We start from the raw sequence: 19,372 nt of genomic DNA, 5'->3' as shown, positions 1-19,372 counted from the left end.
GTACCGCTTCGATAAAAGCACAGGCATAATTTCCTCCTGTTATTTTCATCACGACTGGTGTTGGCAACTGAGCAACCTGCAGGTTGAGCGAATCAGTTTGCTTTAGGTATCTATCTGATAAGTGGATTTACCGTGGAATTATTAAAAATCGACTGTTTAGGCAGACAATTACGACTGGAAGCTTCGATGGCGGGCTGGCAACAGCTGTTCTGGGACAGGCAGCTGGTGTCGCAACTACCGGCCACTGCTGACCCTTCCGCCCAACGCGACCATCAATTTGAATTACTGGCTAAATCACAGCTTGATGAAGCAACAGGCATGCCGCTGCCGGACGAAGGTTCAGACAACAGCCAGTTGCTGAAGATCAGACTGGAAACCGAAGTGCACTGGCAACCTTTTCTGTTGAAGTACCGGCTTTTTGTCAATAACGAACTGCAAAGTTCGGGCGAGCGCAACAGCAAAGATATTGAGCGGCAACAGCCTGAATTAACGCCGGAAAAACCAAAACAACAAAGCTGGCTTGGGCTGGCGTCTTTAGGTTTTAAACTGTTTAAAAGTGCCAAAGTGATTAAAGTGGTACTGGCCGGTGCCAGCGTCGCTGCTTATTCCTGGTTATTTTCGTTGCAGTTTGCGCTGGCATTGTTGGCCTGTCTGGTGTTTCACGAATATGGCCATATTCGCGCCATGAAATATTTTGGCATGAAAACCAAAGGTATTTACCTGATTCCGTTTTTGGGTGGGCTGGCGCTTTCGGACGAAAAAATTAACACCCGCTGGCAGGATGTGGTGATTTCCATTATGGGCCCCACCTTTGGCTTGCTGCTCTCCATCGCTTGCCTTTTGGCCTATTGGCTGACCGGCAATATCTTTTTTGCAGGTTTGGCCACTTTTAATGCCTTGCTGAACTTATTTAACCTGCTGCCGGTACTGCCGCTTGATGGCGGCCATATTCTGAAAAGTATCAGCTTTTCCATGAATAGCATTATTGGTTTAGTCGGCACTGTTGCCGGCGCTTTGCTTGGTGTTTATCTCAGTTACAGCCTGGGGCTGGCGCTGTTTGGCTTTTTATTGTTGGTGGGCAGTTTAGAAATAGTGTTTGAATGGCGTGGCCGTCATCAAAGTCACCTGCTGCCGCTGGATAGATATGGCCAGTGGTTTTCGGCTTTATGGTATCTGCTGACCGTTGGCTGCCTGATTGGCATTATCTGGTATTTCGCCAAATCCGGTGACGATATGCTGGCACTGCCACTGCAGATTTTACAAAGTTAAGGTTTTATTGTTGCCTGCGGCCACGCCCACACAAATGGTCGCAGGCATACCACTCAGATAGCACAAACTCCGCTTATCATAAAAATCAGCGATGTTTTAGCAGCAGAGGGCACTATCAACGGCATCAACCAAGCCGAGGATAACCCAATGAAACATACGCTGACTTTATTAACCACCGCCCTTTGCCTTTCACTGACAAGCCCTGCCACTCTGGCTTTTAGCAACACTGAGTTGCAACAAAAAATGCAAACTTTGGTGGTGCAAAAAGCCAAAGCCGACCAACCCGGTTTTACCGTGCTGGTGCGTAAAGGCGACCAGGTGATGCTGCGGGGTGGTTACGGTATGGCCAATCTGGAACTGGCAGTGCCCATGCAGGCCAACAGCAATTTAAGGCTGGCGTCCCAAACCAAACAATTTACCGCTATGGCGGTGTTGCAACTGGTTCATGCCGGCAAAATCAGCCTGCAACATAAAGTGGGGGAAGTGCTGAAAGATTACCCTGCAGTGGGCCGCGATATCAGCATCCACCAGTTATTAACCCACAGCAGTGGCATTCCAAACTTAAGCCGGATGCCGGAGTTTAAACAAAACAAAAGCAAAGACGCCACTTTGGCCGAAATGCTTGCCCTTTTTAACGACAAACCACTGCAGTTTGCCCCCGGCAGCCGTTTTATGTATTCCAATTCCAACTACGTGCTGTTAACCGCAATTATTGAGGCCGTCAGCAAACAAAGTTATGCCGACTATCTGCAACAACATATTTTTCAGCCACTTGGCATGAAAAACACCGGTTACGACAGCGCCACTGCCATTATTCCCAACCGAGCTTCGGGTTATGAACAACAGGGCAATACCTTTTTGAATGCTGCTGTGATTAGCATGACCAGACCTCAGGGCGCCGGTGCTTTACGCAGCACTGTGGATGATATGAATCTGTGGGATCAGGCGTTATACAGCAACAAATTAGTGCCACAAGCTTTGTTGCAGCAATCGTTTATTAAACACCCAAGCACAGATGGTCAACCTCAGCCTTATGGATATGGCTGGATGATGGCAGATTTAGCACAGTTGCCAACACAAGAGCACAGTGGCGGTATTGAAGGTTTTTCTTCTTATATTATCCGGATACCGGCTCAGCAGGTTTACGTGGTGGTGCTGGCCAACAGCTCTTATTTTGACAGTTACACCCTGGCGGTCAAACTGGCAGCTATCGCTATTGGCAAACCTATTGAACCAGTTGCCGTTGAACTGAGCGCCGAAGCAAAACAGGCGATAGTAGGCAACTACAGTTTTGATGACGGCACAGAACGGCATATCAGCCTGCACCAGGGTGAACTGCTGTGTCAGACGCTGGATGGCCCAACGCAAAAACTGATCCCAACAGCAGAGGGTAAGTTATATCTGGAAGATGACATCAGTTACCTGACCTTAGGCGATATCAAAGCAGGCAAAGCTGAACTTGCCCTGGTGATCCGCGGTTTTGGTACCTTCCCGGCCAAACGACTGCAATAACAACAGGCAGTGACAAAACGACAGCAGTTACAGTGCTAACTGCTGTCGCAACACCGCACTTTGCCGGCGTGACACTTCCACTTCGCTACCACAACTAAGCAACAACATAAATCCGCCACTGACCGATGGTTCCACTTTGCAAATTGCCGTCAGATTTACCAGTTGATGCCGGTTGGCGCGAAAAAACAAACCTGGCACTAACCGTTGTTCGATGCTGTTTAACGAACGGTATACCAGCGGCGATTGTTGACCGGCATGAACTTTACTGTAATTGCCAACAGCCTCAAAACAACGCACATCGGCAATTTTTAATAAAAAACAGCGTTCACCGTCTTTAACAAAAAAATTGCTGTTGCCATCCAGCACTGGTTCGGCAGTAGCCGCTGTTGCAACCTCTGCCGATGGCGCTTCGACTGCAGGCGCAACAAAAGACGTCAGCTTGGCCAAAGCAGCGGCAAAACGGGGGGCTGTTACTGGTTTTAATAAATAATCCACCGTTGGATAATCAAAAGCGGCCAGCGCATGTTCGGCATAAGCAGTGGTAAAAATTATTTTTGGTACAAACAGCAATTTTGCCAATAAATCAAAAGCGGTAGCGCCAGCCAAATCAATATCCAGCAACAACAAATCCGGTTGTAATTCAGTGATCAGGGTAAAAGCCGCATCCACGTCAGCAGCTTCGCCGACCAGCTGTAACTCTGGATGTTGTTTTAGCAGCTCTTTTAGTTCCAGCCTCGCCAGACGCGAATCTTCCACTATCAGCACTTTCATTTAATTACCTCAGAAATCTGATGTTCTGATAATTCAACAGCGGCTTGTGCTGCCGGGTCAATTCCTGTTTGAATCAGCGGTAAAGCACGGATCACCAGTGCAGCCACCACTTCATTACCTTGCTGACAAAGACTTAACGAAGCAGCGTCACCATACAACAGCAACAGTCGCGAGCGCAGGTTAAGCAAACCACTGCCGGTGGAATGCTCAGTTGTCTCTGCTTTATGCAACTGTCCGCTGTTGCGTAGTTCAAGCTGCAAACCATGTGCGCCCAGCGGCAACACTGTCAGCTGAATAAAACCGCCTTGTGGCAAACGGCTGATACCATGTTTAATGGCATTTTCAAACAGCAGCTGCAACGCCAGCTTTGGAATTTTGCGGCCTAAACAAGCAGGGTCAAGCTGGTAATTGACCTGCAGTTTATGCTCGAGCTGAATGCGCATCAGCGCTTCATAATCGGCCAGGATCTGTAATTCGGTGCGCAGTGGCACCAGCACCTGTTGATCGCTATCTATCTGATAACGCAGCATATCGGCAAAATGCGCCAACATGGTACGCGCGCCTGCCGGGTCTTCCAGAATCAGGGCGCGGATATTGTTGATGCAGTTAAACATAAAATGAGGGCTGAGCTGAGCCAGCAAACTTTGCAGCTGACTTTCTTTCATTCTGAGCTCAGACTCTTGTTGTGCCATGCGGGCAAAGCGCAAATCCTGCTGCCGGCTGAGCGTCAGATACAAAGTGCTCCAGAACAGATAAAGCGGCAATAACAGCGGAAATTTTGCCCCTATCGGCTGAGCATCATAAATAACACTTAAGGTGAGATGCAGCTGTGACAACGGCCACAACAGCAGATAATGCAACAGATCCACCAGCAAAGCCGTCACCAGCGAATAACAGCTTAACCAGCCAAGTGTTGCCACTACTGTCAACTGACGCTGGCGCAGCGGCCGGAACAGTGCCCGCAGTAATAACGAACCGGCAAAAGCCAGCAGCCAAAACAATAAAGCAGGAACAACATTCACAAGGCTTAGCGGCTCGTCAGTGGCAAGCAGCAGCAGCTGTAACAGCAAAAACAGCGCCCAGCCAAAACTCTGATACAACCAAAAACCATTATTGCGTTGCAACAAAGACAAAGGGTTTAGACCGGAACGCACTGCCATATTCACAATCCTAACCTTGTACCACAGGCTGGACTATCTATATGACAGCTGAGATAAAACGCCATCAGCTGACAAAAGCCGCGGCTTCTGCCGCTGTTAAAGGGCGATATTCACCTTCAGCTAAGATGTTGGCATCTAACACAAAATCGCCGATTTTTTCGCGGTGCAGCTTTTCCACTTTATTACCAATAGCGGCAAACATACGTTTGACCTGATGGTAACGGCCTTCGTGGATAGTTAATAAACATTCATGGGGGTTCATTATTTCCAGCTCTGCCGCTTTGGTCAGCTGTTTTTCGCCACGCAACATCACGCCTTCTGCAAACAAGGTTATGGCCGATTCATCAACAGGATCGGCCAGCCAGGCGCGGTAAGTTTTGGCACATTCATGTTTGGGCGAGCTGATTTTATGTGACCACTGGCCATCGTCGGTGATCAATAACAAACCTGTGGTATCCAGATCCAACCGGCCGACGGTATGCAGTTTGTCGAGCCGTGGTTCGTCCATTAAGACAAAAACAGTATTGTGATCAGGGTCGTCGGTAGAACAAACATAACCGGCCGGTTTATGCATGACAAAATAACGTGGCCCTGTCAGTTGCAGCGCCTCGCCTTCAAGTTCAACTTGTTGTTCAGGTTTTAACTGAGTGGAAGGTTGTTTACACAGCTGCTGATCGACCAGCACCAGGCCCTGACGGATCAATTTGCCCGCCTGACTGCGGGTCAGGCCGGTACAATCACAAATAAACTTATCTAAACGCATGAAAAGACTCAATACAAAAAAGAGCAGTGTAACCAGCTGCAACGGCAGGCTCAACCAATCAATAAGCCGAACGCAGTTATTGTGATTTTAAACCGTATAGTTCCAGCCGCGCCGTCCAGAACTCCTGTTTTGGCAATTCTTCAATGGCTTTGTCAAATGCGCTCAACAAACTTTGATAATCCTGAGTCAATAACAACTGCCTTTTATAAGCCGGGTAAGGTTCACCAACAATACGCAGCTTGCCGAGGTAATGTTGTTGCCGGCCATAATATAAAAAGCTGGACCTGGTGATCACCACATGATCAACATTACGCTCCAACAGTCTGGCCAGATTTTCTTTGTCAGACTCGGCGTCAAGCCTGGTGACCCGTCGTTGTTGCACCAGTTCGTTGACACCCGGATAACTGTAACCACGAATGGCACCCAAAGTGCTGCCGGCCAGATTGTCCAGCTGCGTGAGGTCACCGCTAAATTCCCGATGACTAACAAACACATCTCTGTCGCTAAACAGCACAGTCGACCATAAATAAGGCCGGACTTTATTGGTGAACCAGGCAGGATTTGCCCATAACACTATGGTTGGTTCCCCGGCATCAAGCCTTGCATTCAGTTGATGGCGCGGTAAAAACTTATACTGCAACTGGTACTGGCCTCCCAGCTGCAGTTGTAACGCCCGCACCAGATCATAATTTAATCCGGTTTCAGCTTCGGCATTAATCACAAAAGGAGGGGAACTGTGGTATCCGTACAAAGTGAGATTGGTTGTGGCCCACAACTGTGGCAAAAACAACCAACAACAAAGCAGTAGCAGTTTCGCGACCATGTTTACCCCCAAACCAATCATCCTTCTAACCTTAGTCGCCGCGCCGCCAAAAATGAAGGCAGAGACTGCCGAAAACTTATGCCATATCAGCGCAGCCAACACCAGCATCTGGCCACATTTAATTAACATAAAACCGATATCAGGGAATTGCCTGCTCCATAGTCCACCAAGACCAACAGCCGGCACTGCTGCAGCAGAAAGCCGATATTGTTTAAATCAGCCCGCCAGAGCCTGCAACGCTAAGCTATTGCCACTTACCGCGTTTTAACTTTTCTGCTGCTCCAGTCAACTATTTTGGTTGCAATAGACCCGCTATTTCCTCTACATTGCTGCAGCAAATAACTATTAGAACTATTAACTTTACCTCGGGACAATCATGAGCAATACCACAACGGCCCGCGGCAGCTGGGGCTCCCGCATCGGTTTTATTCTGGCGGCTGCAGGTTCAGCCGTTGGTCTTGGCGCAATCTGGAAATTCCCTTACGTGGCTGGCGCCAATGGCGGTGGTGTTTTCCTGCTGGTTTATCTGGCCTGTGTATTCTCGGTTGGCGTTGTGATGATGCTGGCAGAAATGATGATTGGCCGCAGCGCCAAAAAGTCAGCCACCTCCGCTTATCGGGTGCTGGGTAAAAGCAACTGGCATCTGGCTGGCTGGATTTCAGTGCTCTGTGTTTATCTGATCCTCGGTTTTTATTGTGTGGTTGGTGGCTGGACCATTGCTTATATTATTGAAGCCGTCAAAGGCGACATCCTCACCACTGATGCCAAAGTATTAAGTGAAACTTTCACCAACTTTATTGCCGACCCAACAGCAGCACTTATTTATACTGCCGCTTTTATGGCTATTACCGCTGCCATCGTCATAGCGGGTGTACAGGCCGGTATTGAACGTATTTGTAAAGTACTGATGCCTGTGCTGTTTGCACTGATGTTATTCCTGGTGTACCGCAGTCTGACATTGCCTGGAGCTTTGGAAGGGGTGATGTACTTTATTACGCCGGACTGGAGCAAACTGTCGATTAAAATGGTGTTAGACGCTTTGGGTTTAGCAGTATTTTCGTTGTCTGTAGGTGCGGGTTTAATGATTGCTTATGGCTCTTATTTAAGCCCTGAAACCAAAGTTGTGAATGCTGGTTTATGGATAGCAGGCCTGGCAACTATGGCCAGTGTGCTGGCTGGTTTAATGATTCTGCCAGCAGTATTTGCCTTTCATGTTGACCCGGCAGCGGGCCCTGGCCTGACCTTTATCACCATGCCAGCCTTGTTTGCCCAGATGGCGGGCGGTCAGTTATTAGCGCTGGTTTTCTTTTCGTTGTTATTATTTGCTGCTGTCACTTCCTCCATTTCTATTCTGGAGCCGGCAGTCGCTTTCCTGATTGACGAATATGGTCTGGCGCGTAAGACCGCCACTATTATTGTCAGCGTCAGCAACTACGTGATTTTGGGTATTCCTGCCGCTTTGTCATTTGGCTCTATGGCCGACGATATGAAAGTATTTGGCAAAACGCCTTTTGATTTAATGGATTTTGTCGCGTCCAACCTGTTGATGCCATTGGGTGGCATGTTGGCAGCAGTGTTTGTTGGCTGGCGTATTTGGCCAGAAATCCGTGCTGTGCTGGCTGGTGAAATGAATAAAACCATGTTGCATTGGTATCGGCTGATGGCCGCTATTGTGGCACCGTTGCTGATTGCAATAGTGGCTTATATGACCATTAAAGGTTAATTTGCTTATACCTTTGCTGTTGTTCTCCAGAGCTGACCACAACAGCCTCGCTGAACAACAATAAAAAAGCTGCCTTAGGCAGCTTTTTTATTGTTTTTGTATCTCACACAGTGTTCTGACAAAGCGCTATTGGCAAGATAACTCAGCCTGAAATACCAAAGGGTGATCAACCTTGTTTCAGTGGTTTTTCCGCTTTTTTTGCCGTCACAGAACCCCGTTGTTCCGGCAACGCCTGTAAAGAACTTACGGTCTTTTTTGCTGTGGGGGCAAAAGCACTTGGCATCACTTCAATACCGAGTTTACGACCGAGTTTGACAATTAAAGGGATAGTAACAGGCGCAAAAGGCAAGATGGCAAAAATGCCCAGGCCTGTAGCACGCAGCACATCTGCCAGCTGATTGTTGGCAACTGCGAGATCAGCTTTGCTGGCTTCACCAGATAAATAATTCTGGTAAATACGCAACATTTGGCGGGTTTCCGCCTTTTCCTGAGACAACGCCGTTTTTAACCGGATCATGCTAAAACGGATCCGGATCATACTTTTGCGCCTTTGTAACCGCAGCACCCTGATCGGCGCTTTATGCAGATGACGTAGCAGCCCCATACCGATCCCCGTTGCTTAACCCAGCACGCTGCAAATTGCAGCCTTATGACGAAACTATAGCGCTATTATCCGCCGCGCGGCGACGAAACAACAGCGCTATTTATCGAAGATGTACTAGCAATTGGTCGAATAAAAAGTACTTTATTGTCTTGTCACTCAAGCACTTTTCCAACACAACTTATAGGTTGAGCTGACTGACTATGGCCTGAACAAAGGCTGGAATAACACCAGTCGTCAGACTTTTACCATAAAATTGCCATTACGCAACTCTTCCCGCTGATAAGCCGGGCCTTGAATACCTTCATAACTGACGTTGGCGCCAGCAGCGACTGCAATCACATGACCTGCGCCTGTGTCCCATAACATGGTGGGGCCTAGTCTTGGATATAAATGCGCACTGCCTTCTGCCACTAAACAAAACTTCAGTGAACTGCCAACCGCCAGCAGCTGATGGTTGGGGTAAAGCGCCAGAATGTCGTCCATACCAGGTTGAGCGTGGCTGCGACTGCCGACAATTTTTACCGGCTCGCCTGCCACTGGTTTTGTCGCCTGAATAACCCGGCTTTGTGTTTGCCCTTGTGCATCCGTTTCAGCCACAAAAGCACCCAGTCCGAGCACTGCACTGTAGGTTTTTTGCAGCACAGGCGCATGAATAACCCCAAGCACAGGTTCACCTGCCACTATCAAGGCGATATTCACGGTAAATTCGCCGTTGCGTTTAATAAACTCTTTAGTGCCATCCAACGGGTCAACCAGCCAATAACAATGCCAGTGTTGACGCACGCTCCATGGAATATCGGCCGCTTCTTCTGACAACACCGGAATCTCAGGCGTCAGCACTGCCAGCTCACGCATAATCAGTTGATGGGCGGCTAAATCGGCGGCTGTCAGCGGGCTGTCGTCGGCTTTTTGCTGCACAACAACAGCTTGCGGCTGCTGATAAATCGCCAGAATAGCGTCACCGGCGGCCACTGCTATTTTGCTGATCTGCGGCAACCATTGGCTTAATTGTTGTTGAGTCACAGTCATAAAGGTCAAATCCTGCAATTAGCTTTGAGGCCGGATAATGCCACGCTGCTCCAGCAACAACAGCAGCTGTTTGACACTTTCATCCAGCGATAATAAGCCGGTATCCAGCACAATATCAGCTTGCGCTGGTGCTTCATAAGGGTCTGAAATTCCGGTGAAGTTTTTAATTTCACCACGCCGGGCTTTTTGATACAAACCTTTGACGTCGCGTTTTTCGCATTCTTCCAGCGAAGTGGCCACATACACTTCAATAAACTTCCCTGCAGGCAGCGCCTGGCGAATAGCATCCCGCTGGCTTTTCAGTGGTGAAATAAAAGCACTGAGCACTATTAAACCTGCGTCCACCATCAGCCCGGCAACAGCGCCAACCCGGCGTAAATTTTCGGTGCGGTCGGCTTCAGAAAAACCTAAATCAGCGCATAAACCATGGCGCACATTGTCACCATCCAGCAGATAGGTATGAGCACCCCGCGCCACTAACGCTTGCTCCAGCGCACCTGCCACTGTGGATTTTCCGGCGCCGCTTAAACCGGTAAACCACAACACCACTGCTTGTTGTTGTTTTTGTTTTTCGCGATCCAACCCATTGATCTGATGTTGTTGCCAGACAATATTGCTCATAACACCTCTGTTTAAACAGCTTTTAAAACTATTTGCTCAAACTCTTTTCGCAACTTCCGCAAAAACAACAACGCTGACCTGAGCCAGCGTTGTGTTTTGCCAAAAGTTATTGCAGCTTAGAAATATCCAACGCCTGCCAGTGCGGGTAATGTTTACGCACAAAAGCATTCAGCTCCAGTTCCTGCTCGCTAAAACGGCTTTGTGTTGTTGCTAAAGCGGCATCCACCAAACCTGCACCCACTGTGATATTGCTTAAACGGTCGATAAAAATAAAACCACCGGTATCACGATTCTGGCTGTAAGGGTCAAATACAATGGCTTCGGTCAGTTCCAGCTCCACCAGCGCTATGCCGTTTAAAGCCAGGCTTTCTGCCGGAAATTCTGCCAACGTATTCACATCAATAGCGTGGCGGATAGCCGTTACTTTGCCGGCCACTTTTTTGGTGGCGAGTTTAATGTTGTAACTTTTACCCAGCTGAAGCGCGTCTTCGTGCATCCAGACTATTTTGGCGACAATACGGTTTGATAAGCTGGCCTGGTGTTTTTTTGGCACTATCACATCACCACGGCTGATATCAATTTCATCGGTGAGTGTCAGCGTCACCGCCTGACCAGCAAAGGCTGAAGCCAGCTCGCCATCAAAAGTCACTATCGATTTAATCACCGAACTTTTACCGGATGGCAAAGCGGTGATGGCATCACCAACATTAAACTCACCAGCGGCAATAGTGCCGGCAAATCCGCGAAAATCTAAGTTTGGCCTGTTGACATACTGCACCGGCAACCGCGCTTCACCTGTTAAGTTAAACCCAGTGACAGGAGCGTTTTCCAGCTTTTCCAATAAGGTTGGGCCTGAGTACCAGGGGCTTTGGCTGGAACGATTCACCACGTTATCGCCGTTCAGTGCAGACAGCGGCACAAAATCAATATTCGGGCCCTGCTGCGCGCCGAGCTGCTGCTTAAGCTGCTCAGCAAAAACCAGATAATCCTGTTTAATTTGCTCAAAACGCTCTTCAGCAAAACCAATTAAATCCATTTTATTAATAGCAACCACAAAATGCTTTATACCAAGCAAAGCACAGATAAAACTGTGGCGGCGGGTTTGGGTTTGCACACCATAACGGGCATCGACCAGAATAATGGCCAGGTCGCAGTTCGAAGCGCCCGTTGCCATATTGCGGGTGTACTGCTCATGGCCTGGCGTGTCGGCAATAATAAATTTGCGTTTGGCGGTAGAGAAATACCGGTAAGCCACATCAATAGTGATGCCTTGTTCACGCTCAGCTTGCAGGCCATCCACCAGCAGCGCCAGGTCGATTTGTTCGCCTGTGGTGCCATGGGTTTTGCTGTCTTTGTGCAAAGCGGCGAGCTGATCTTCATAAATCTGTGCGCTGTCATGCAACAAGCGGCCAATTAAGGTGCTTTTGCCGTCGTCGACAGAGCCACAGGTTAAAAACTTCAGCAAAGATTTATGCTGTTGCTGCTTGAGGTATTCTTCAATCCCCAGTTGTTCTAATTCAATAGCGACTGACATCAGAAATAGCCCTCACGTTTTTTCTTTTCCATCGAACCACTGGAATCGTGGTCAATTACCCGGCCTTGTCGTTCGCTTGAGCGCGACAACAACATTTCTTCAATAATGCCGGTTAAGCTGTTGGCGTCTGACTCTATAGCGCCGGTTAGCGGGTAACAGCCTAAGGTTCTGAATCGCACCAGTTTTTGCTCTGGTTTTTCACCGGGTTCCAGCGGCATCCGTTCATCGTCGACCATCAACAGGGTGCCATTGCGCTCTACCACAGGGCGGTAAGCGGCCAGATAAAGCGGCACAATTTCGATATTTTCCTGATAGATATATTGCCAGATATCCAGTTCAGTCCAGTTCGACAACGGGAACACCCGGATGCTTTCGCCTTTATTCACCTGACCGTTGTAAGTGTGCCACAGCTCTGGCCGCTGGTTTTTTGGGTCCCAACGATGGTACTGGTCGCGGAATGAATAAATGCGCTCTTTAGCACGGGATTTTTCTTCGTCACGACGGGCGCCACCAAAAGCGGCATCAAACCCATATTGGTTCAGCGCTTGTTTTAAACCTTCGGTTTTCATAATGTCGGTATGTTTGGCGCTGCCGTGAACAAAAGGACTGATATTCATCGCTAAACCATCAGGGTTTTTATGCACTATCAGGTCAAAACCATATTTCGCCGCCAGTTTGTCACGAAATTCAATCATTTCGCGAAACTTCCAGTTAGTGTCAACATGCAACAACGGGAACGGAATTTTGCCGGGATAAAAGGCTTTACGCGCCAGATGCAGCAGTACCGACGAGTCTTTGCCTATCGAATACAGCATCACCGGGTTATCAAACTCGGCCGCCACTTCGCGGAAGATCTGGATGCTTTCCGCTTCCAGCTGTTGTAAATGCGTTAAGGTTTGCACAGGGACGACCCTCAATTTAAAAACGAATAAATGCTATATATTTCAATCTTGTATCAATCTGCTTTCAGGTTCAGGCCAGCGACACTCAAGCCAGCGTTGCTAAAGGCTGGGCAAATACCGCAGCATTTTGCTGTTTGCCATACCAGGCCAGCTTGCTTTGCAGCGCCACCACTTCGCCAATTACCAATAGCGCCGGTGACTGCACCTGCTGTTGTTCAATTAAATCAGCTAGTTGTGCCAAAGTGCCTGTAAAAACCCGCTGCTCGGGTCTGGTGCCATTTTCTAAAATCGCTATGGGTGTTGTTGGGGCGCGACCAGCTGCTAATAACTGCGCCTGAATATGGGCCGATTTCATTAAACCCATATAAATGACTAAGGTTTGATTGGGCCGGCTTAAGCTGTGCCAATCCGGCTCTTTGCCATCTTTCTGGCAATGACCGGTGACAAACTGCACCGCCTGGGCATAATCGCGATGCGTCAGCGGAATGCCGGCATAAGCGGCGCAACCAGCGGCGGCCGTGATACCAGGCACCACCTGAAACGGGATTTGATGTGGCAATAACACTTCGATTTCTTCAGCGCCACGGCCAAAAATAAAAGGGTCACCGCCTTTTAACCGACAGACTTTTTTACCGGCAAGGGCTAAATCGATCAGCAGCTGATTGGTGTGTTCTTGCGCCACCGAGTGCGCACCGGCTTTTTTGCCAACACAAATCAGCTCAGCGTCGCGGCGCACCAACTGCATAATAGGTTCCGACACTAAATAGTCGTACACCACCACATCGGCTTGTTGCATTAATTGCAGCGCTTTGAGTGTTAACAGCTCAGGGTCGCCAGGGCCTGCACCGACCACATAAACTTCGCCTTTGCTACTTTGATGATCGTTTAGTGACTGCTGTAATTCGGCTTCGGCAGCGTCCAACTGCTGGGTTTGCACCAGACTGACAATATTGGAGTTAAAGACTTTTTCCCAAAATTGCCGGCGCTCGGCAAAACCCTGTAGTTTTTGCTGCACTAAGCCGCGGAATTTGCCCACTAATTCGGCCAAAGGCCCTAAATGCTGGGGTAATAAAGTTTCTAATTTTTCGCGTAAACGCCGCGCCAGCACTGGCGCTGTGCCACCGCTGGATATCGCCACTAAAATTGGCGAACGGTCGATAATAGAAGGGAAGATAAACTCACATTTGTCCTGATCGTCTACTGTATTCACCCAAATTTGCCGCGCTGTAGCAGCCTGATGCACAGCAGCATTCACTGCATCATCGTCGGTAGCGGCCAGCACCAGCCAGTGACCAGGCAGCTGCGAATCGGCAAAATCCCCCTGAATTAAATTGGCTTTTTGCTGTTGCTGCCAGCTATAAAATTCCGCTTCAAACTGATGGGACACGACAGTTAATACCGCACCGGCACTTAACAAAGTGCGCGCTTTACGCAGCGCCACATGGCCGCCGCCAACCAGCAACACGGCTTTGCCGGTTAAATCGGTGAAGATAGGTAAATACTGCACTGCTTGCTCCCGCTACTTTGTAGCTATTTTCTTGCCTGCAGCGGGATTGGACAGAGTGGTAACCTCATCGCCGCTGGATCATCAACAATGCGATATTAGACGTCTAAACGTCCTGCATCCAAGAAGGGATTGCGCTCAGTTATAACCAAATGGAATTAGCAGCGGAAGAATTCAGAAAATAAAGCGTCACGACAAAACAACACAAAGCGGGGAGTTGCTGCTGTTACTTACCTCGCAACAGCAGCAGTACAACAATTAAAGCTGACGCTGGCAAACAGCAGCGGTAAAGACCACGTCTGTTGAGCTGTTTAAGGCAGTTTCACAAGAATCCTGCACTACGCCAATAATAAAACCAATAGCCACTACCTGCATGGCCACATCACTGGAAATACCAAAGAGGCCACAAGCCAGTGGGATCAATAACAAAGAACCACCGGCAACACCTGAAGCACCACAAGCACAAACCGCAGCCACCACACTGAGTAACATCGCAGTGGCAAAATCTACCTGAATACCCAGCGTATTTACCGTCGCCAGTGTGAGCACTGTGATGGTAATGGCCGCACCGGCCATATTAATAGTGGCACCGAGCGGAATAGACACTGAATAAGTGTCTTCATCCAGTTTCAGTTTTTCCGCCAGCATCATATTGACCGGAATATTGGCGGCAGAGCTTCTGGTAAAAAAAGCCGGAATACCACTTTCACGTAAACAGGTGAGCACCAGCGGATATGGGTTCTTACGGGTGGTGATAAACACCAGCAGCGGGTTCACCACAAGGGCTATTAATAACATTGAGCCCACTAACACCAGCAGCAGCTGGCCATAACTGGCTAAACCGGCAAAACCAGTGGTTGCCACTGTTTCGGCCACTAAACCAAAAATACCAATTGGCGCCAGTTTAATAATAAAAGTCACCAGCATCGAGATGCCATGCGACACATCGGTAAACACTTGTTTAGTGGTTTTATTAGCATGATGCAGCCCCAACCCTAAACCAATAGCCCAGGCCAACACGCCAATAAAATTACCGGTTAAAAGTGCATTAATAGGGTTATCAACTACCTGAAATAACACTGTTTTCAGAACCTGAGTGATACCTTCAGGCGGTGTCACAGCTTCAGCTGCAGCGGCCAGATTTAAGGTGGTAGGGAATAAAAAACTGGCGGCAACTGCGGTTAAAGCCGCTAAAAAAGTACCAGTTAAATACAACACCAGCACAGGTTTCATTTTGGCCTGACCGTCAATTTTGCGGTTGGCAATAGAAGAAGCCACCAGGATAAACACCAGAATAGGCGCTATGGCTTTGAGCGCTTTAACAAAAAGCGCGCCCAAAATGGCAACCGCCTGGCCGGCTTCGGCCGACCAACTGGCTAAAGCAATACCACACAAAATACCCAACATAATTTGTGGTACCAGACCAAGGCGAAAGCCCGGGGTAGAAGTTGTAGAAGTCATCAGCGCACTGTTCCTGTGATTTTATTTTGTCGCCGATTGTGCCGTTAAAGCGCAGGCACAGCAAGTTTAGTGCGGGCAGATCAACAAAAGTTGCCCTGAACAACGGCCGGCTAACAACTTCACTACTACGAATGCTCCTTGGCATCTGCCGGGCTTCGTGATAACAATGTCATTCATTTGTAAACGGATGTCATGCTAATGAAATTATCTTTCCCCTTGCTGTTGTTATTGTTGCTGCTGCAGGCATGCAGCCAAACCCCTTCTGTAGTCGATATCGCCCCACCACAAACACCTACCCATTATTTTGCGGCAGCAGAAGAAGATACTGTGCCTGATATCGGCGTTTTTTATCAGTTGACTCACGAGCAACAACAACACTTTTTACAGTTTTATCAGCAGGATGAACTGCAACATTTGCCTGGCAATAAAAGGCTGGAAATGTACCTGCAAAACAAACTCGGCAACTTTAACTACGAAGGCAAAAATAACAATGCCAGCGTGACCATGGCACAGATGTCGGGTAACTGCATGTCGCTGGCTGTGCTGACCACAGCTTTGGCAAGACTGGTGAATATAGAAGTGGGCTATCGTGCCACTTATGCCGAACCTATGCTGAATTTTTCCGGCGATTTATTTATCAGCTCAGCCCATGTCCGTAGTTATCTGTTTGAACAAACCAAGCCGGAATCCGACGACTGGGTATTGCAAAGAGCCGCTGTTGCTATTGATTATTTCCCCAATTCACTCGACAGACTGGGCGCCATGTTTGATGAAGATCGTTTTGCTGCCATGATGTACAACAATCTGGCTGCAGACGCCTTATTACAAGGTGACAATAACAAAGCGTTCTGGTTGACTCAGGCCGCGCTGAAACAGGATCCAAGCTACAGCGCCAGCATTAATATGCTGGGCATTTTGTACCGGCGGGCCGGCGATTTGTTATCGGCCCAACAATGGTATGAATATGGTTTAAAACACAGTATCAACCCGGCCGCTATTGCCAGTAATTATCTGTTGGTGGCAAAAGAACTCAAAGACCAAAAGGTGATTCAGCGCCTGAACCAATCGCTGCTGCTGACCAACGACGACAACCCTTATAACTGGTTTTATCTGGCCTACCAGGCCGAACAACAGCAGGATCACAACACTGCAATTCAGTATTATCAAAAACTACTGGAGCAGGCCCCTTATCTGCATAAAGCCAATTTGGCTTTGGCAAAGTTATATCTGCAGCAGAACAATACCGAGGCCGCCAGCCGCGCCCTGCATCAAGCGCTGCGCTACAGTTATGAAGCTGACAACTCCGCCATGTATCAAGCCAAACTACAGGCTGTTAGTGAGATGGCAACTTCGTCAGCACTGCCTGAATAAGGGCGTTTGGCGCTGTAATATCATCCGGCATTAACCAGTCCGGCGTTAACAGTTGTTCGGTAAAACCACCTTGTGGTCTTGCTGACCAAAACCTTGGCACTATGATCTTTAACTTACTGTGTGGCAAAGTAAAAAACTGAATGCCCCCGGTGCTGCGTGAACGGGCATAACTGCCTTCCCCCACCAGGGTGGCAAAACCAAAATCCTGCATCACATTACAAAATTGTACGGCCGACGAATAAGTACGACGGCCGGTCAGCACTATAACTTTGCCGGTAAAACGCAGCGGGTTGCTCAGATGCGGCTGATACCAGGTTTTAAATTCACTTTCAATCACCAGGCCTGCGGGCTCAGTGGCACTGGCGCGACTGGCAACAACCTTCTTTGTGTTCCACGAACCGACCCGAAACGGCCGTTCCGCCAGATAAGGCAACACGTGATCAATCCATGCAGAGTCGTTACCACCCCGGTTTTCCCGCACATCAATAATCAGGGTTTTGGCGCGGGATTGTTGTATTTTGCCAAACGCATCTTTGGTAAAAACACCAATTTCCTGTTCGTCAGGCCAGCTAAAAGTACCGAGTTTCAGATAGGCCGTTTTGTTGTCTAAAACAGCATAACTAAAATTATCGGCAAACTTTTCGCTGGTTTTACCAATCACAGCAGCCATTTGACTGGCTGGCAGTTTTACTTCAGTGATTTTGTCGTTTTGTTTTAACTGCAACTTAAATTCAGCGGGCGAACCAAAAACTTTGGCGTAGTACAGCTGAAAAGATGGCCCAAGCAAATTGGCCCTGTTTAGTGGGTTATCCCCATGGCGCAAAGCCAATAATTGCCGGCTGAGCAGCGGTGCCAACACACCATTAATACTTTCAATAGTGGCGCCGCGCCAGGAGGTGTCAGCGCCACCGGCCAGCGCCAGCACTGTGAGTTCACCATCAGGTCTCATATGCACTTCAAATGGAAAGACCCCTCCGGTTTTTTTGATCAGTTGCTGCATATCACTTTGATCTTGCGGCAAATTCACCGACCAGTGCGCATCATTAAACAACGGGTTTAACTTTGCCGTTTGGTGCCAGAATTCGTTGGCGGTCAGCGGTTTTTTCAGGCTGGTTTCTATTTGCAAAAAAGTGCGTTCAAGCTCTGCTGGTGAAGCGGAATGGCTGATATCGGGGTGAGTGACATCGATAAAAGTACGCAGGCTTTGTAAATCTTCTTTGAGCTGTGCCGGGCTAAATTTTTCTTCCTGAACCGCAGTTGGGCTGCCGGCTTTCACTGTGGCACTGCCGGCCTCGCCAACCAATGGCAGCAGACAAAAACTTAATAACATCGCTGACATAGTTAAATTTTTTACAAACATTTATGTCTTCCAAAACAGAGGGGTGGGTGATCTGTGGTTTTGGTCGAAGGCTGGTTGAAAAAAGTTGTTGAAGTTTGCAAATATTTAACTATTGGTGTTTTTTTGACATGCAGGGCAAGTGATTTGGCCTTGCAGTGATTACTCAGCTACAAGGCCAGAACCGCAAAAAAATGGCTTTTGCGGTTAAATACCATCCCCTGAAGTATGCAAACCACATTCGCGGCCCATACCGTTAAAACGGGTGTCTTCTTCACTCATACCGGCTTGCAGCGGGCGGCTGGAGTGGGTGTCGCCGACTGAGACATAACCCTGCTCCCACAGTGGGTGATAAGGTAAGTTATTGTCTTTTAAATAGTAGTGAATATCTTTATTGCTCCACTCGACAATAGGGCAAACTTTTACCACGCCACGTTGCACACTAACAATGGCTGTATCGGCGCGGGTGGAACTTTGACTGCGGCGCAGGCCGCTGAACCAGCTTTGTACTGCTAATTCTTGTTGCGCCCGCTGCATCGGCTCCACTTTATTCAGCTGATTATATTGCTTGAGGCCTTCAGCGCTGGTCCAAAGCTGACCAAAACGCGCTTCCTGCCAGGCTGGGCTTAAATGGCTGCGATACACTTTTAAATTCAGTTGCAGCCTTTCTGTCAGCTCATCAATAAAACGATAAGTTTCAGGGAATAAATAACCTGTGTCGGTTAACACCACCGGCAAATCAGCTTGAACACTGGTGCACAGGTGCAACATCACAGCCGCCTGAATACCAAAACTGGAACTGAGCATAGGGTTACCAGGCAGTTCTTTTAGCGCAAATTCAACCCGCTGTTGCGCTGTTAAAGGCGCAAGCTGCTGATTTATCTCCAGCAGTGCTTGTTGCTGTGCTGTTGGGTCTAACTGTAATAACTGCTGATAACTCATAAAGTTAAAACTCCAGCCTCTTTCTTGCGTCGCTATTCAATCTGCAA

17 protein-coding genes are annotated in these 19,372 nt (G+C 48.4%); 4 read left to right on the top strand and 13 right to left on the bottom strand.

The window, feature by feature from the left end:
• The first annotated feature begins 132 nt into the window (after positions 1–132).
• Together RCH83_RS10690 and RCH83_RS10685 are read left to right on the top strand one after the other, a co-directional pair.
• Positions 133–1,269 carry a site-2 protease family protein gene (locus tag RCH83_RS10690; RefSeq protein ID WP_306521821.1) on the top strand — a complete coding sequence of 379 codons (1,137 nt, stop codon included), beginning with the start codon at positions 133–135 and terminating at the stop codon, positions 1,267–1,269.
• Between the two features lie 147 nt (positions 1,270–1,416).
• Positions 1,417–2,781, top strand: a complete 1,365-nt coding sequence (locus RCH83_RS10685) for a serine hydrolase (protein ID WP_306521819.1) — start codon at positions 1,417–1,419, stop codon at positions 2,779–2,781.
• A 27-nt stretch (positions 2,782–2,808) separates the two neighbouring features.
• Here the strand turns inward: RCH83_RS10685 and RCH83_RS10680 are convergent, their stop codons facing one another.
• The 4 genes from RCH83_RS10680 to RCH83_RS10665 form a co-directional block, all read right to left on the bottom strand.
• Positions 2,809–3,552, bottom strand: coding sequence for a LytTR family DNA-binding domain-containing protein (locus RCH83_RS10680; protein ID WP_306521817.1), 744 nt, complete (start codon positions 3,550–3,552; stop codon positions 2,809–2,811).
• On the bottom strand, positions 3,549–4,712 hold the full coding sequence (locus tag RCH83_RS10675) for a sensor histidine kinase (protein ID WP_306521815.1): 1,164 nt from the start codon (positions 4,710–4,712) through the stop codon (positions 3,549–3,551). The genes RCH83_RS10680 and RCH83_RS10675 overlap by 4 nt, the downstream gene beginning before the upstream one ends.
• Positions 4,713–4,776: 64 nt before the next feature.
• Positions 4,777–5,475, bottom strand: coding sequence for a 16S rRNA pseudouridine(516) synthase RsuA (rsuA, locus tag RCH83_RS10670; protein ID WP_306521813.1), 699 nt, complete (start codon positions 5,473–5,475; stop codon positions 4,777–4,779).
• Between the two features lie 76 nt (positions 5,476–5,551).
• Positions 5,552–6,298, bottom strand: coding sequence for an ABC transporter substrate-binding protein (locus RCH83_RS10665; protein WP_306521811.1), 747 nt, complete (start codon positions 6,296–6,298; stop codon positions 5,552–5,554).
• Positions 6,299–6,674: 376 nt separating this feature from the next.
• Between RCH83_RS10665 and RCH83_RS10660 the strand changes: the two genes are divergently transcribed.
• Positions 6,675–8,021, top strand: coding sequence for a sodium-dependent transporter (locus tag RCH83_RS10660; RefSeq protein WP_306521809.1), 1,347 nt, complete (start codon positions 6,675–6,677; stop codon positions 8,019–8,021).
• Between the two features lie 166 nt (positions 8,022–8,187).
• Here RCH83_RS10660 and RCH83_RS10655 read toward each other — a convergent pair whose 3' ends face one another.
• From RCH83_RS10655 to sstT, 7 genes are all read right to left on the bottom strand, one after another.
• Positions 8,188–8,625, bottom strand: coding sequence for a hypothetical protein (locus tag RCH83_RS10655; RefSeq protein ID WP_306521807.1), 438 nt, complete (start codon positions 8,623–8,625; stop codon positions 8,188–8,190).
• Positions 8,626–8,859: 234 nt separating this feature from the next.
• Positions 8,860–9,654, bottom strand: a complete 795-nt coding sequence (cysQ, locus tag RCH83_RS10650; RefSeq protein WP_306521805.1) for a 3'(2'),5'-bisphosphate nucleotidase CysQ — start codon at positions 9,652–9,654, stop codon at positions 8,860–8,862.
• Between the two features lie 18 nt (positions 9,655–9,672).
• Complete coding sequence (cysC, locus tag RCH83_RS10645) at positions 9,673–10,275, bottom strand: adenylyl-sulfate kinase (RefSeq protein WP_306521803.1); 603 nt, start codon at positions 10,273–10,275, stop codon at positions 9,673–9,675.
• Between the two features lie 106 nt (positions 10,276–10,381).
• Positions 10,382–11,809 (bottom strand): sulfate adenylyltransferase subunit CysN, encoded by a 1,428-nt coding sequence (cysN, locus tag RCH83_RS10640; protein WP_306521800.1) that lies wholly within the window; start codon positions 11,807–11,809, stop codon positions 10,382–10,384.
• Positions 11,809–12,711, bottom strand: coding sequence for a sulfate adenylyltransferase subunit CysD (cysD, locus tag RCH83_RS10635; protein WP_373689766.1), 903 nt, complete (start codon positions 12,709–12,711; stop codon positions 11,809–11,811). Before cysD ends, cysN begins: the two co-directional genes overlap by 1 nt.
• Before the next feature lie 85 nt (positions 12,712–12,796).
• The gene (gene cysG / locus RCH83_RS10630) at positions 12,797–14,218 is read right to left on the bottom strand and encodes a siroheme synthase CysG (RefSeq protein WP_306521796.1); all 1,422 of its coding nucleotides are present in this window, start codon (positions 14,216–14,218) and stop codon (positions 12,797–12,799) included.
• Between the two features lie 255 nt (positions 14,219–14,473).
• Positions 14,474–15,676 (bottom strand): serine/threonine transporter SstT, encoded by a 1,203-nt coding sequence (sstT, locus tag RCH83_RS10625; protein WP_306521793.1) that lies wholly within the window; start codon positions 15,674–15,676, stop codon positions 14,474–14,476.
• A 198-nt stretch (positions 15,677–15,874) separates the two neighbouring features.
• On the opposite strand from sstT, the gene RCH83_RS10620 reads away from it, so the two are divergent.
• Positions 15,875–17,047 (top strand): lipopolysaccharide assembly protein LapB, encoded by a 1,173-nt coding sequence (locus tag RCH83_RS10620; protein ID WP_306521790.1) that lies wholly within the window; start codon positions 15,875–15,877, stop codon positions 17,045–17,047.
• Here RCH83_RS10620 and RCH83_RS10615 read toward each other — a convergent pair.
• Both RCH83_RS10615 and RCH83_RS10610 read right to left on the bottom strand, forming a co-directional pair.
• Complete coding sequence (locus tag RCH83_RS10615) at positions 17,010–18,407, bottom strand: S41 family peptidase (RefSeq protein WP_306521787.1); 1,398 nt, start codon at positions 18,405–18,407, stop codon at positions 17,010–17,012. The two genes, RCH83_RS10620 and RCH83_RS10615, sit on opposite strands and share 38 nt — an antisense overlap.
• Positions 18,408–18,590: 183 nt before the next feature.
• Complete coding sequence (locus tag RCH83_RS10610; RefSeq protein ID WP_306521785.1) at positions 18,591–19,325, bottom strand: phosphoadenylyl-sulfate reductase; 735 nt, start codon at positions 19,323–19,325, stop codon at positions 18,591–18,593.
• Positions 19,326–19,372 lie beyond the last annotated feature (47 nt).

Source organism: Rheinheimera sp. (genome assembly GCF_030824435.1).
Lineage (GTDB): Bacteria > Pseudomonadota > Gammaproteobacteria > Enterobacterales > Alteromonadaceae > Pararheinheimera.
This window is presented reverse-complemented; position numbering and strand designations above follow the sequence as displayed.

Coding starts and splice junctions, on each gene's coding strand:
- RCH83_RS10685 (WP_306521819.1), top strand. CDS start 1,417: ATGAAACATACGCTGACTTTATTAACCACCGCCCTTTGCCTTTCACTG.
- RCH83_RS10680 (WP_306521817.1), bottom strand. CDS start 3,552: ATGAAAGTGCTGATAGTGGAAGATTCGCGTCTGGCGAGGCTGGAACTA.
- RCH83_RS10675 (WP_306521815.1), bottom strand. CDS start 4,712: ATGGCAGTGCGTTCCGGTCTAAACCCTTTGTCTTTGTTGCAACGCAAT.
- rsuA (WP_306521813.1), bottom strand. CDS start 5,475: ATGCGTTTAGATAAGTTTATTTGTGATTGTACCGGCCTGACCCGCAGT.
- RCH83_RS10665 (WP_306521811.1), bottom strand. CDS start 6,298: ATGGTCGCGAAACTGCTACTGCTTTGTTGTTGGTTGTTTTTGCCACAG.
- RCH83_RS10660 (WP_306521809.1), top strand. CDS start 6,675: ATGAGCAATACCACAACGGCCCGCGGCAGCTGGGGCTCCCGCATCGGT.
- RCH83_RS10655 (WP_306521807.1), bottom strand. CDS start 8,625: ATGGGGCTGCTACGTCATCTGCATAAAGCGCCGATCAGGGTGCTGCGG.
- cysQ (WP_306521805.1), bottom strand. CDS start 9,654: ATGACTGTGACTCAACAACAATTAAGCCAATGGTTGCCGCAGATCAGC.
- cysC (WP_306521803.1), bottom strand. CDS start 10,275: ATGAGCAATATTGTCTGGCAACAACATCAGATCAATGGGTTGGATCGC.
- cysN (WP_306521800.1), bottom strand. CDS start 11,809: ATGTCAGTCGCTATTGAATTAGAACAACTGGGGATTGAAGAATACCTC.
- sstT (WP_306521793.1), bottom strand. CDS start 15,676: ATGACTTCTACAACTTCTACCCCGGGCTTTCGCCTTGGTCTGGTACCA.
- RCH83_RS10620 (WP_306521790.1), top strand. CDS start 15,875: ATGAAATTATCTTTCCCCTTGCTGTTGTTATTGTTGCTGCTGCAGGCA.
- RCH83_RS10615 (WP_306521787.1), bottom strand. CDS start 18,407: ATGTTTGTAAAAAATTTAACTATGTCAGCGATGTTATTAAGTTTTTGT.
- RCH83_RS10610 (WP_306521785.1), bottom strand. CDS start 19,325: ATGAGTTATCAGCAGTTATTACAGTTAGACCCAACAGCACAGCAACAA.